At 58.3% G+C, this 13391-nt stretch carries 10 protein-coding genes; all 10 read right to left on the bottom strand.

Going from position 1 to position 13391, the window contains the following annotated elements; translation table 11 throughout:
• Positions 1 to 50: 50 nt before the first annotated feature.
• The 10 genes from IE099_RS16210 to IE099_RS16260 all read right to left on the bottom strand — a co-directional run bounded on the left by IE099_RS16210 (position 51) and on the right by IE099_RS16260 (position 13223).
• Positions 51 to 1655 carry a type I restriction-modification system subunit M gene (locus tag IE099_RS16210; protein ID WP_189572141.1) on the bottom strand — a complete coding sequence of 535 codons (1605 nt, stop codon included), beginning with the start codon at positions 1653 to 1655 and terminating at the stop codon, positions 51 to 53.
• Positions 1656 to 2001: 346 nt separating this feature from the next.
• Positions 2002 to 2178, bottom strand: coding sequence for a hypothetical protein (locus tag IE099_RS16215; RefSeq protein WP_189572144.1), 177 nt, complete (start codon positions 2176 to 2178; stop codon positions 2002 to 2004).
• Between the two features lie 76 nt (positions 2179 to 2254).
• Positions 2255 to 3817, bottom strand: a complete 1563-nt coding sequence (locus tag IE099_RS16220; protein WP_189572147.1) for a sulfatase family protein — start codon at positions 3815 to 3817, stop codon at positions 2255 to 2257.
• A gap of 25 nt (positions 3818 to 3842) precedes the next feature.
• Complete coding sequence (locus IE099_RS16225; RefSeq protein ID WP_189572150.1) at positions 3843 to 4139, bottom strand: Dabb family protein; 297 nt, start codon at positions 4137 to 4139, stop codon at positions 3843 to 3845.
• A 5-nt stretch (positions 4140 to 4144) separates the two neighbouring features.
• Positions 4145 to 5362 carry a Tm-1-like ATP-binding domain-containing protein gene (locus IE099_RS16230; protein WP_189572155.1) on the bottom strand — a complete coding sequence of 406 codons (1218 nt, stop codon included), beginning with the start codon at positions 5360 to 5362 and terminating at the stop codon, positions 4145 to 4147.
• A gap of 24 nt (positions 5363 to 5386) precedes the next feature.
• Positions 5387 to 6286 carry a phosphoenolpyruvate hydrolase family protein gene (locus tag IE099_RS16235; protein WP_189572158.1) on the bottom strand — a complete coding sequence of 300 codons (900 nt, stop codon included), beginning with the start codon at positions 6284 to 6286 and terminating at the stop codon, positions 5387 to 5389.
• Positions 6287 to 6589: 303 nt separating this feature from the next.
• Positions 6590 to 9730, bottom strand: a complete 3141-nt coding sequence (locus IE099_RS16240; protein WP_189572161.1) for a DUF7133 domain-containing protein — start codon at positions 9728 to 9730, stop codon at positions 6590 to 6592.
• Positions 9731 to 9780: 50 nt separating this feature from the next.
• Positions 9781 to 10584, bottom strand: a complete 804-nt coding sequence (locus IE099_RS16245; RefSeq protein WP_189572164.1) for an SDR family oxidoreductase — start codon at positions 10582 to 10584, stop codon at positions 9781 to 9783.
• Positions 10585 to 10885: 301 nt separating this feature from the next.
• Positions 10886 to 11764 (bottom strand): AraC family transcriptional regulator, encoded by an 879-nt coding sequence (locus IE099_RS16255; RefSeq protein WP_189572170.1) that lies wholly within the window; start codon positions 11762 to 11764, stop codon positions 10886 to 10888.
• Between the two features lie 172 nt (positions 11765 to 11936).
• Positions 11937 to 13223, bottom strand: a complete 1287-nt coding sequence (locus IE099_RS16260) for an NTP/NDP exchange transporter (protein WP_189572172.1) — start codon at positions 13221 to 13223, stop codon at positions 11937 to 11939.
• Between the last annotated feature and the right edge of the window lie 168 nt (positions 13224 to 13391).

Genomic DNA, 13391 nt, shown 5'->3' on the forward strand with positions numbered 1-13391 from the left:
CGATGGTGGCGCCTGCGGCGAATGATGAATAATGAGTTATGAATGATGAATTATTCCTCATAGCCTAGTCCTTTCAGGTTTTGGCGGATGATTTCGTCCAGTTTCGCGGACTCCTTCATTTGGCTGAATAATGTTGCAGACAGCTCGGTCATCTTGGTCTCAAAGGGAATTCCATCATCCTCCAAGGCCGCCGCGCCGACATAACGACCGGGTGTGAGCACGTAGTCGTGCTTGCGGATGTCTTCGAGGGTGGCGGATTTGCAGTAACCAGCCACATCCTCATAGGATGTGGAGTTGGGAGTGGTGAGTGTGGAGTGGTGAGTTTTAGGATCGCTGCGCCATGTGTGATATGTGGATGCGATTTTGGCGATGTCGTCGACGCCAAATTCCTTTTGGGTGCGGCTGATCATGGAGCCGATCTTGCGGGCATCGATGAAGAGGGTCTCGCCTTTGCGATTGCGGTAGCCGCGTTCGCTGTCGGCTTTTTTGTTCTTGGTCAGGAACCAGAGGCAGACGGGGATCTGGGTGGTGTAGAAGAGTTGGCCGGGCAGGGCGATCATACAATCGACGAGGTCGTTCTCGACGAGCTTTTGGCGGATCTCGCCCTCGCCCTTGGTATTGGTGGACATGGAGCCGTTGGCAAGGACGAAGCCAGCGACGCCGTTTTCGGAGAGTTTGCTCACCATGTGGAGAATCCAGGCGTAGTTGGCATTGCCGGTGGGCGGTGTCTCGTAGCCGTTCCAACGTCCGTCATGGGTGAGTTCGTCCGGGCCGCGCCAGTCCTTCAGGTTGAAAGGGGGATTGGCCATGATGTAGTCGGCCTTGAGGTCGGGGTGTTGATCCTTGAAAAAGGTATCGGCAGGGACTTCGCCAAGGTTGGCGGAGAGTCCGCGCACGGCGAGGTTCATCTTGGCCAGCTTGTAGGTGGTGGCGGTGAACTCTTGCCCGTAGACGGAGATGTCTTTGGTGTTGCCGTGGTGGCTTTCGACGAACTTGAGCGACTGCACGAACATGCCGCCGGAGCCGCAGCAGGGGTCGTAGATTTTGCCTTTGTAGGGCTCAATCATTTCGGCGATGAGATTGACCACGCATTTTGGGGTGTAGAACTCGCCCCCCAGCTTGCCCTCGGAGGCGGCGAACTTGCCGAGGAAGTATTCATAGACCCGGCCGACGGTGTCTTCTTCTTTGTCACCGACAGTGTCGATGTTGTTGATGGCATCGATGAGGGCCGAGAGCTTGCTGCCATCCAGCCCGAGGCGGGAGAAGTAGTTGTCCGGCAAGGCACCCTTGAGCGAGGCATTGCTCTTTTCCACCGCGGTGAGGGCTGAGTCGATCTTGATCGAGATGTCGCCTTGCTTGGCATGCTGCTGGATGTAGGACCAGCGGGAGGTCTCCGGCAGGTAGAAAATGTTCTGCATGGTGTAGAACGCCACCTCGTCGAGGTATTTCTCCTTGCCCTCTGCGATGAGCTCGGCGCGCCGTTCCTCGAACTTATCAGAGACGAACTTGAGGAAGATCAGCGAGAGGACGACGTGCTTGTATTCCGAGGACTCGACGCTGCCGCGCAGCTTGGTCGCGGTTTCCCAGAGGGATTCCTCGAAGGACTTGGGAGGTTTGGAGGGGGGCTTTTTCCTGGCGGATTTCTGAGGAGGCACGGGGTAAGAATAGGGGACTTTCTAACAAATTGAATCTGAAAAGTCATGCATTCTGCCATCTTTGACAGAGGGTGAAGTTAGAGGTTGGATTGAGTCTTTTTTATCGATTCCCTCTGACTGTTTTGAGCGTTGGGTTGTTTTTGGCCGCAAAGAAGCGCGAAAAGTGCACAAAAATTCAGGAAGCCGAGAACTCTGATAGCTCTCTGTGATTCAATTGCTTTCTACTGTTCCGTCTTTGCGGTTTTTGAGCCTTTTTGCGGCTAGAAAGGAGGGTTAGAGGCGCACTGATTCTACGATCAGAATGAGGATGTTCTGTTCGCTGGAACGGCCTGCTCAGGAGGGGAGGCTAGCTGGTGCTTTTGGCGGGCTCGACCTCGGGGTCGGTGGCGTCGTGGGTTTTGCCGAGGATGATGCCGACGATTCCCCAGACGACGGCGACTCCGGCGCCGATGCAGTGGGTGGGGGTGACTCCGAGTTTGAGCCAGGCGTCGCCGAGGAGGGCGCGGGCTTTGGCTTGGAGCACGTTTCTTTTCCGAAGGCCTATCGCTGCAATCGAGGGTTTGGGCTGGAAGCGGGTGGCGAAAGCTGGGGGCAAGCTGTTAGTTTTTGCCCTTTTTCTTCAGAGGGGTGGGGATGGTTTTCTGGAGGGTGGCGGCCATCTCCTTCACAAGCTCGGGGTGAGTCAGGTAGAGGTTTTTGGTTTGGTTGACGTCGGCTTCGAGGTCGTAGAGCTGGGCCGGGGGCGCTCCGGGTTTGATTTTTCCGTTGGCGATATCGCTATTGGGGGTGTCCACCAGGGTGGTGACTGCGGGGCCGCCCCAAGCGTGCTGGTGGGGTTTCGAGCCCGTGAATCCGCCGTCGTTCCTGGCGGGGATGAACATCCATTTGCCCTTGCGGTAGGAGAGGTGGGATGGCTTGCGAGGGGTCATGAACATCTCGGTTCGCAAGGCGTCTGCAGGCTTTTCGAGGAGAGCGGGGAGCATGTTGATGCTGTCCTTCGCGTTGTCGAGCTGCTGGCCCGTGAGGGCGGCGGCGGTGGCGAGAAAGTCGATGCTGCAGAGCAATTGGTCGGAGCTGCTGCCGGCCTCGATCTTGCCCGGCCACCAGGCGATGAAGGGGACCCGGTGTCCGCCTTCCCATACTCCGAATTTGGAGCCTAGAAGTTCTCCGTTGATCTTGTGGCCCTTGGCTGCGGCGGCGCGGCCTCCGGCATTGAACATGCCCCCGTTGTCGCTGGTGAAAAGAACGAGGGTGTTGTCAGCCGCTCCGGAGGTTTCGAGGCTTTCCATCACTTCGCCCACAATCCAATCGAGTTCCTGGATGAAGTCGCCGTAAGGGCCGCATTCGCTTGTGCCCTGGAATCGTTTGGCGGGGGTGAAGGGGTGGTGGACATTGGTGGTGGAAAAGTAGACGAAGAAGGGCTTCTCCTTGCGCCCCTCGATCCACTCGGTGGCCTTTTCGGTCAACTTGGTGCCGACCTCGTAGTCGTTGAATAATTCGTGCGCCTTGAGAGCTCCCGAGAATTGATTGGCGCTCCGTTGCGCGGCCTCGGGAGGGATGGGCGTGATGGGGGTGGCTTTCACCTTGGAGCCTTTCTTGAGGTGAACCAAGGGGTCGGCCGGGTCACCGCCCACGATGCGGTCGTTCTCCACATAAACGTAGGGCGGAGCGCTGTTGACCACCGGCATCCCAAAGTAGTAGTCGAATCCGAGGTCCTGGGGGCCGGGGCGGAGGGGTTCCTGCCAATCATTGCTGCCGGTCTTGAAGCCCAGGTGCCACTTGCCGAATGCCGCCGTTTCGTAGCCGCTAGCCTTGAAGACGTCGGCCAAGGTCAGGGTGTCGGGGTCGATGAGGAGGGGCGAGGTGATGGGCGCGGGGCCCCAGATGCCCTCGCCATTGTTGGCCCGGAACGGGTATTCCCCGGTGAGGAGTCCGAAGCGCGAAGGGGTGCAAACCGCCGAGGCGGAATGCGCGTCGGTGAACTTTCTCCCCCCGGCCGCCAGTTTGTCTATGTTGGGGGTCTGAACCTTTGTGGCTCCGTAACAGCCGAGATCGCCATACCCGAGGTCATCGGCAAAGATGAGGACGACATTGGGAAGTGATTCTGCGGTGAGCGCGGAGTGGGAAAGAAAGAGGCTGGTGAGGAGAAAGGAAAGTTTCATCAGGATGAAAGTGGGGCGAAAAGAGTTAGACCTCGAAGTCAAAGACCAACACGCGCTTGAGGCGGGGGACGACGATCTCCTTCACTCGCTCGTGCTCCGGGTGGGGGAGGTAGAGGTCGCGGCTCTCGGGGGTGTCGAAGGTCATGATGAATCCGTGGGTGAATTCCTCGTTCAGGCCTTCGTCGCTCTCGTAGGGGCCGTGCTCCATTTCCAGAAGGCCGGGGATCGTTCCGATCATGGACTTCATTTCGCGAAAGCATTCTTCGATTTGCTCTTCAGTGACCTCTTCGTGGAACTGAAACATGCCGTAGTGTCTGACCATTTTGTTTAGGAGTTTTGGTTGTTACCGCTTTGTGCGGATTTGATGAGTTCGAGTAGTTTGTCCGCGCAGGCTTTGGCGAAGACCGCGCTATTGATTTCCTCTTTCAATTCGCAGACCTCCACCCTGGCGTGTTCGCGAATGGCCGAGAAGAGTGCTTCATCTGCGGCGGGGTCGTAGAAAGGCTGGCCCTCGGCGCTGATGATGCTGATGGCCTTTGTTGGAATGAGAATGGAGACCGGGGCTTCGTTCGCGTTCGACTTTTCAGCGATGATTTTTCCCAATTGGGCACACTCCTCCGCATTGGTGCGCATCAGGGTGACCTGGGGATTGTGAATGTAGAAGTTGCGACCTGCCAGCTCCTGCGGAACGGTCTCGCGCTCGCCGTAGTTGGCCATATCGAGACATCCCGGAGCGACCACGGTGGGGACCTTGGCTTTGGACATGGCGTCCATGCGGTCCGGACCGGCGGAGAGAGTTGCGCCAACAAGCTCGTCGGCCCACTCGGTCGTGGTGAGGTCCAGAATGCCGGTGACCATGCCGCTCTCGATCAGGCTCTCCATGGTCTTGCCGCCAGTGCCGGTGGCGTGAAAGACGAGGACCTCGTAGCCTTCTTCTTCCAAATGAGCCTTGGCCATGTTCACGAGGTCGGTGGTGTTTCCGAACATGCTCGCGACGATGAGAGGTTTGGTCTCGCTCAGGTCGAGCCGGGTTTCCACCATTCCGCAGATCGCGCCAGCCGCGCGGGCGAAGATCATGCGCGAAATGCGATTGAGTCCGGCGACGTCCACGATGCTGGGCATCATCACGATGTCCTTCGTTCCCACATAGTGGGCGGTGTTTCCGCTGGCGAGGGTCGAGACCATCACTTTGGGGAAGCCAATCGGAAGAGCCCGCATGCCGGCTGTGGCAATGGCGGTGCCGCCGCCACCTCCGAGCGAAATGACGCCGTCGATCTCACCCCGCTCGGCCAACTGTTGCAGGTAGACGGGGAGGGCCGCGGCCATCACTCCCACCCGCTGGCCCCGGTCCTCGGCCTCGGGAAATGCGAGTGAGGCTGCGGCAAGGACCTGGTCCCGGGTGCGATCGGGGTGAACCTGGGGGGTGCCCAAGGTGCCGGTGTCGATGAGAAGGGGCTGGTGTCCCAGGCGGCGAATCTCTTCAGCCACGAAGGCGTGCTCGTGCCCTTTGGAATCGAGGGTGCCAATGACTGCAATGGTTGCCATTTTCTTTTGTCGGTCTTTGGGTTGTTAGTTTCCGCTTCCTCCGGCGGAGACCGCAGAGCCCTTTCGCTCCAGGGGAATGGCTTTGAACTGTCGGGTCAAGTCGGTGAGGGATTCCTCGACGGCCATGCGCTCCAGGCTGGAAGCACCCACGAAGCCGACCGCGTCGGTCTTCTCATTGATGAAGGCGGCGTCAGCAGGGGTGGCAATGGGGCCTCCGTGAGAAAGGTAGATCACGTCTTTGCGAACGGACTTTCCGGCATCAATGATTTGCTGGGTGGCGATTGCGGCGTCTTCCAGGGACATGGCGGCATCGGTTACGCCGATGGAGCCACCAGTGGTGCAGCCCACGTGGGCGATGATGACATCCGCTCCGGCTTCGGCCATGGCCTTCGCTTCCTCCGGAGAGGCCACATAGACGATGGAAAAGAGGTCCATCTTGCGCGAGAGCGCGACCGTCTCGATCTCCTTGTAGGTTCCCATTCCGGTCTCCTCCAACTGCTTGCGGAAGTCGCCATCAATGATGGAGTGGGTGGGAAAGTTGTTCATTCCGGAAAAGCCCATGTCCTTCACCTGCTGGAGCCAGTGCCACATGCGACGGCGAGGGTCCGTGCAGTGAACGCCGCAGATGACGGGAATCTCCTGCACTACGGGAAGCACCTCGTACTCGCCGATCTCCATCGCGACGGCATTGGCATCCCCGTATCCCATGATGCCTGCAATCGAACCGTGACCCATCATGCGATAGCGACCTGAATTATAGATAATGATGAGGTCCGCGCCCCCTTTTTCGATGAACTTGGCGCTGATACCCGTTCCTGCCCCAGCGGCAATAATGGGTTCACCCTTCGCCAAGGTGTCTTGCAAGCGTGCGATAACTTCCTCTCTAGTGTAGGGATTTCCTACTCCGGTCCATGGATTTGGCATACCTTGATTTAAAGGGGTGGCAGACTCTGCTTCAACTTCAACTTTTGCATAAAGGCCACTAACTCCTATCGAAAATCCTCGTTCCCATCGTCTCGATCCACTTTCGGCTTTTTGAGAGTGGGGTGGCGGGAATGCCTCCTAATGAGAATGGTTATTGGTTTCGGTGTAGTTGTTAGGAATAAAAGCGATCTCGCTGAAAACCACCTGAGAAGCCCCCGTCTGTGGGAGGCTCAACGGAGCGTGAGTAAACAAGCCGATGGAGTTGAATTTCCGAGGTAACAGGGGGTGAGGCTGCGGCGGGCTCTACTCCAAAGTCTGGATGTAGTTGATCAAATCGATTACATTCTGCTCGGGGAGTGAATCGAGGAGCGAGGGCATGAAGGATTTGCCGGGCACGCTGCTCTCGGCTTGAACATCGTTGCGGGGGATAAAGGTTTGCACGTTGCCTTGGGTCGCGATGGTGACTCCGGTTGGGTTGCTGGAGTAGAGGTAGCCCTCCACCATGGTGCCATCCTTGCGGGTCACGCGGGTGAGTCCGTAGCCACCCTCCACCGCGACATCGGGACGAAGCAAAGCCGTCAGGAGGGCATGGGTCTCGCGACTGGCGGAACCATCGAGAGCGGGCGCGATGGAGTATCCCTGGTCGCCCACGGCGTGGCAGGCGAGGCACATCTGGAAGAGGGCCTGTCCTGTTTCAACATTTCCTTCGAGCTTCTTCGCGATTTCCGTCAGGTGATCGACCTTTTTGATTTGAAGGGTATCCTGTTGTTTCTTCTCCTTCGTCCAATGATTCATCAGCTCGCGCGCCACGGGGCTTTTCTTGGCGGTAGCAGAGAGGCGGGTGGCAGAAAGGTAGGTGAAGTCTTCCGCAGTGAGGACCTTGTCGGCCAGAAGCCTGAGGAGGGCGCGGGCTCCGTGGGTGGAGAGAGAAAGACGGTCGACCGCTGCCTGCTGCACATCTTTCTCGAGGCCCGGCAACCATGATGCCAGAATGGGAAAGCCCGCCTTGGGGTCGGCGCGCAGGAAGGCGGCGATGGTCTCCAGGCGAGTCGTGGTGGGCAGGGAGCCGTCTTTGGCAAGGGTCTCGAGAGCCTTCATGTTCTTTTTGGGATTGAGCATGAGAATCGGCAGGGCGGCGTTGATGGTAGCCGCATCTTTGTTCTTTGCGATTGAGTCGAGGGCATGGCTGGAGAGTTGCCCTGCCTTGAGAATGAGGCCGACCTGATAGAGTTTGTTAGAGTCCTCCCCGGGCTGGCCGGCAAGCGACGAGACGATGGGGGAGAAGAGCTTGCTCAGTTTGGAACTCTGGACCCTTCCCTGAGTGGCGAGGAGGAGATCGACGAGGTGATCGTGGTTCTTTTCATCCGCAAAGAGAGGCGCGACCAGCTTCTCGATCTTGGGGTTTTGCACTACGGTCGAAAGAGAAACGAACATTTCCTCATCCATCTTTTTGGCATCGTCGGTGGGCCAGAATTCAGGGAAGAGCTCGACGAATGAAGCCTCGTCCAGACTCTGAAGCGCCCAGATGATGTGGGTCTTGGGATGCTCTTTGGCTTGGGGCGATTTGAGGTAGGCCTTGAGCTCGTCCTGATAGTTTTCCATCGCCACTCGGGCGAGGTAGCGTTCGAATTGGCGTTCGTAGGTGCCACCCATGGCCATCTTGCCGGGCAGGGGGGGCTTGGAAGACTTGATGAGCAGGGCGATTGTGGACTGATTGGCTTTCCCGACCTCAGCCAGAGTGCGGAGTGCCTGCGAGCGAAGGGTGGCGCGGGGGCCTTCAAGCGATGGGGCGAGGAGTTGGGCCACCAGATCGGCGGAGAGGTCGAAGGAGGCGAGAGAGCGAATGACCTCGCGGCGGACATTGGGGTCTTCATCCTGTAGGAGAAATTCTGTGAACTCGCGGTCGAATTCGCCGAGGCTTTCATAGGACCAAATCGCGCTGACGCGGGAGCCGATGGAGAGTTCGGGATTGGCTGCGAGTTTCTTGATGTCAGGAAGGAGAGAGATGGCTTGGCGGTCTGCGATTTGATGCCAGGCGGCGCGCTTTTCCCAGCGGGTTGGTCCCGTCAGGTGTTTGAGAAGGTCGGCGTCGGCCGCTTGGAGAACGTTGGGAACCGGAACGGGTTTCTGGTTCACATGACGGATTCTCCAGATGCGGCCGTGGGTCTTGTCGCGGGAGGGATCGCTGCGGGGGACTTCGTTGTGGGAGACGATCTTGTTATACCAGTCGGCGATGTAGAGACAGCCATCGGGGCCGAACTCCATATTCACGGGGCGGAACCAGTCGTCATCGCATTTCAGGAGGTCCTCGAGATGTTCGGCATCGATCGCACCGTCGGCTTCGCGATTGATGCGAACGGTATTGATGGTGTTGGTGATGGGGTTGGCGAGGAGCGCCCGGTCTTTCCATTCTGCCGGAAAGCCGCCTTGGTCGTCCTCCACGAAGACCAAGCTGGAGAGACCGGTCCCGCCGAGGCGGAACTTGTGAAGTTGGGGCACCATGGGTTGATAGGGGCGGAGCTTGTCGTTGCCGATACCCAGATAGCCGGACATGGGCTCCAAGGGGACCACGGACATTCCCAGGTCGTTGGCCTCGGAGCCATACCATTGACCGTTGGCCCGGAGCTGATAGCCCCAGATATTGTTCAAGCCGCTGGTCACCAATTCAAGTCGCTTGCCGTCGAGCGAGAAGCGCGCGGTCTTGCAGTAGTTGATTTGTTCTTTGGCTCCGGAAGCCAGAGCGGTGACCTCTCCCAAGTTCATCGCGCCGTGGGAGAAGTTGATCCAACCTCCCGGCGCGCGGGTGAGGAGGTGGGACATGGTGTGGCAGTCGATGTAGCTAAATCCGGTCAGAACCGATTGCGACTTTTCAAAGATGCCATCGTTGTCCGCGTCCTCCATGAAGAGAATTTCCGAGCCATGGGCGACGTAGACCCCATTCTTGTAAGGGAGAATGCTCTGCGGCATGGTGAGGCCCTCGGCAACCCGGCGGACTGGACCCGTGACGGGCTTGGTCGGATCGTCGATGACCACGATGCGATCCGTGCCTTTGTCCTTGAGCTGATAAAGGCGCTTCAGCCGAACCATTTCGGGGTGGGAGTGGATGGGCGAGTTGGGGTCCTGGAGTTGCCCCCGGATGGACCGGTTGGGCTTGTCGCCCATGGGATCGAGGGGATACATCTCGGCGGTTTGGGTCCAGAGCCGTCCCGCATCGTCGAAGGTGAGGTCAATGGGGTTGATGATGCCATTTCTCTCCGAGGCCACGAGTTCAATCACAAAGCCCTCCGCGAGGGTGAATTGAGCCAGTTGTTCTTCGGGCGTGCGAGCCTCTGTGCGTTCAGATTTCGTAATCTTGATGATGTCCGAATTCCGCTTGTAGGCAGCAAAGGCAGGGGTGAGGCAAGAGAGCGCGAGAGCGGATAGGATGACTGATTTGAAGGACATAGGAAACTTGGGTTTTGAAGTGTCTTTGAGAAGAAAAGGGGAAGGGATGATTACCATGGGAGTTCAGTACCGTCGTAATACCAGAAGCGCCCGTTGTGTTGATGGGTCAGCTCCTCGATACGGGTTTTGACCATGGCCATGCTTTCGTCAGGGTCTAACAGATTGGGGCGGTTTCCACCCATATCGGTCTGATTGTGTCCGGGGGCAATGGAGACAAAGATGCATTTGGCGAGAGACTTGTCGCTGGCCATAATCTTCATGGCCCGGTTGATGGCGGTCTTGCTGATGCGATAGCCGTAGGCCCCGGATGCGCTGTCTTTGTTGATGATTCCAGATCGGCTGGAAATCATCACGACCTTGGGGTGTTCGGACTGGAGGAGGTTGGGAAGAAGTCCTTGGGTCACGAAGATGGGGCCGGCCGAATTGACCGCAAAGCAGTCGAGGACTTCTGCGCGGGTGAGGCTCTTGAGCTGTGCGCTCTTTTCCCTCCCGGGGCCAAGGCCTTTGGTGGGGCCAAAGTAGCCCGCGTTGTTGACCAGGATATCGACCGTCCTGCCCTTGAGAGCTTCGGCAAGTGCCTGAATGCTCTCGTCGGAGGTGACATCGAGGGGCAAGACTTCGTCGGCCATCTCCTTCAGTTCGGTAGCCTTTCCGGGGGAGCGGGCTGTGCCGATGACGTGGTAGTCGCCGGCTGCAAATTGCTTGCTGAGAGCGAGACCTAAACCGCGATTGGCTCCGGTGATGAGGACGGTGGTTTTGGCCTTTTCCGCCTCTTCACTTCCCAGGGCGAAGGAAGCAAGCGCGAGGAGAGAGAGCAAGACTCCGGCAAGAGGGGAAGATGGCGAACTTTTCATGATGGGTAGGAGAATAGGATGGGGTGGTGAAGGCTGGAGAATTGTATTGGATTATAAGGGGCTTCGAGTTGTTAGCCAACGAAAGGAGGCGGAGCGAGTGAGCAAAGTCATCGCGGTGTTCCTTGCTGCAATCCACCTGCTGGCCGATGGCGCGCGGTGGAAGTCCCGCGTGCTGTTGGCCGGAGGATTGCCCGCTTGAGGACCATTTACGTGCGACACGGTGGGGTTTTATCGCGTTGTCTGATAAACGTCTATTCTGGGTAGTGCACCACTTCCTATCGAAAATGCACAAAGACCCGGTCTAGGATCCACCTGATAGCCGCCGGTGTTTCGAGGGACGCCAACCGACCCATCGCTTGAAGGTGGTGGAGAAGGTGAAGGGATTTTGATAGCCGACCTCGCTGGCAATGCTTTCGATCTTCGCGTCGGTGGTCGAGAGAAGGTGGCACGCCTTCTGGATGCGCAGGAAGGTCACGTGTTGCATGGGGCTGCGGCCGAGTTCTTTCTTACACAGTCTGCGGAGATGTTCTTCGCTGACTGAGGCGAGGATGGCGAGTTCGGTCAGGGTCCAGGGTTTGCCCGGTTCCTGCTCAACCGCGTTCCAGACCCGGTAGAGGCGGCTGTCGCTTTGATAGGGTTGTGCGAAACGGGCCACGTAGGATTGCACGAGGTCAACCCAGAGCTGCATCGAAGCGGGGTTCCCGGTCGTGGAAGCTTCGGCTCGCAGGCCTTGAATGGCGCGCCGCATGGGGTCGGCGGGGAACTTGGCCGAGATGGGAGAATGCGCCGACACGATGGGGTTGACTTCGCGGGACTCGAGATAGCGGACCCAAGAGAAGTGCCAGGGAGTGCCCTCTTCGCAACGAAGGGAATTCATCACGAACGGGGGGAGGAGGCAGGCTTCTCCGGCTCGGATTCGATGCCAGGAACCGTCGACGAGCACGAGACCGGAGCCCTTGAAGCAGGCCAACATGAAAGTGCCTGATTGGTTGTAGCGGGTGACTTGGAAAGGGGCTTGAGCCCGCATCACGCCAAGATGTTCGAGGTCGTGTTGAGCGAGCAAAGGACAGAAGGGGTGATCGCGGAGCCACTCCCGCTCGTCGTCGCGACTCCCTCGAACCGCTTCGTAGTGCGTTCGCTCTCCAAGAATTTGTAAGTCTTTTGCTGAAGGGGCTCCCATCGGTAACCCCCAGTCTAGCCCACGACCTTTTGAAGAGAAGAAAAATCTACGAGCTCGGCGGGAGGATTGGGTGGATTATGAATAGGAGAGGGTCGGCCTGAGTTCGGGTGGTTTAGAGGTCTTGGGCGAATCAGGTGCGAACGCGGTATTTCGTGTTCTCCCCCGGGAGCCGCTACGACGGTTGCTTGCTTGGCCCTTCTTCAGCGTCGGCTGCGTCATGAGTCTTTCCAAGGAAAATGCCAACGATGCCCCAGAGGACAGCAACGGCAGCACCGATACAGAGGGTGGGGGTGACTCCGAGCTTGAGCCAGGCATCTCCGAGAAAAGCGAGGACCCAGATCCAGACCACGTCGCCGCCCCGGTAGACCATCACGTCGATGATGGGCTTGGTCTTGAAGCGGGCTTCGCGGTCGACAGCGGTGAAGAGGATTTCGCGGGCGGGGCGGGTGATGGCGTAGTTGCCGGCGCGACGCACGACCTGCAGCGCGAGCACGAAGACCACGGCGGGGTTGGCGCTGAGTAAAAGAAGAAGCAGGGCGACGAGGAAGGGGATGAGGGAGAGGGTGGTGGCCATCCCGAACCTGCGCGCGAGACGGTTGGTGGCGAAGATGCCGAGCAGGATGGTCAGGGTGTTGGTCGCGAGTTCGACCGAGCCGAGAAGCTCTTTGCGCTCTGCGCGCGAGTAGTCCCGGAGGAGGTCGGTCTGGGCAACATAGAGGAAGGCGCTGATGCCAGTGAAGAGGAAGATGAAGGCCGCGATGCCGAGGAGACGCCGGTGGGTGATGAACTCCATGAAGCCCGAGAAGGGGTTGGGGCTCAACTTGGGTGGGGTCTGCTTGTTCTGCTCCTTTCGATCAAAGATGCGATTGAGAAGGTGAATCAGCGGAAGGGTGAGCAGGAGAACGATGCCGGTGATGAGCAGGATGTTGGCGGCGTTGATGTGTTCCGCCAGCTGGAGAATGAGGAGAGGGCCGGCGATGGCTCCCGCACTGGCGCCGGTGTTAATGAAGCCGAAGACTCGCTTGCTCTCGCTCTTGTTGTAATGTTGCGAGATGAAGCTCCAGAAGACTGAGATCTGGAAGAGGTTGAAGACGCTGGTCCAGACGTAGAAGATTTTTCCTAACAGAGTCACTTCCACTTGGCCGGTCTTGTAGGCCAGATAGATGGCGATGAAGGAGGTGGCGAAAAAGGCGAAGACCCCGGGAACAAGGCGACGGAGCGAAACGAGGGAGGCGCAGAGGTTGTAGATGACCACCGCAATGGTCGAGAAGATGAAGGTGTAGGTCCACTGCATCGCCAGGCTGACGTCACCCCAATCACTGGGCAGGGCATCGCGCACGGGCTTCATGATGGTGTAAGAGGCCATCAGCATGAAGACGAAGACGAAGGAGATGAGTGCGCCCTTCGCTTCGGAAGGTTCCACTTGGGTGAGCCGGGTGAAGAGAGGCTTGTCGGTCATAGAGGTGTTCTGGGATGATGGTGAGGTGCGTCTGGGCTATGTTTTGAAGGGAAAGGCGAGCAAAGTCAGGACCTTAACGCTGTCAGCATAGGGAAGGAAAGGGGAGTTATCGTAGCTTGGCAGGGCGACCTTTCACTGGATCTCAGGAATGGTGGAGATCATGCGAGA

This window comes from Roseibacillus persicicus, from assembly GCF_014651675.1.
Taxonomy (GTDB): Bacteria; Verrucomicrobiota; Verrucomicrobiia; order Verrucomicrobiales; family Akkermansiaceae; genus Roseibacillus; species Roseibacillus persicicus.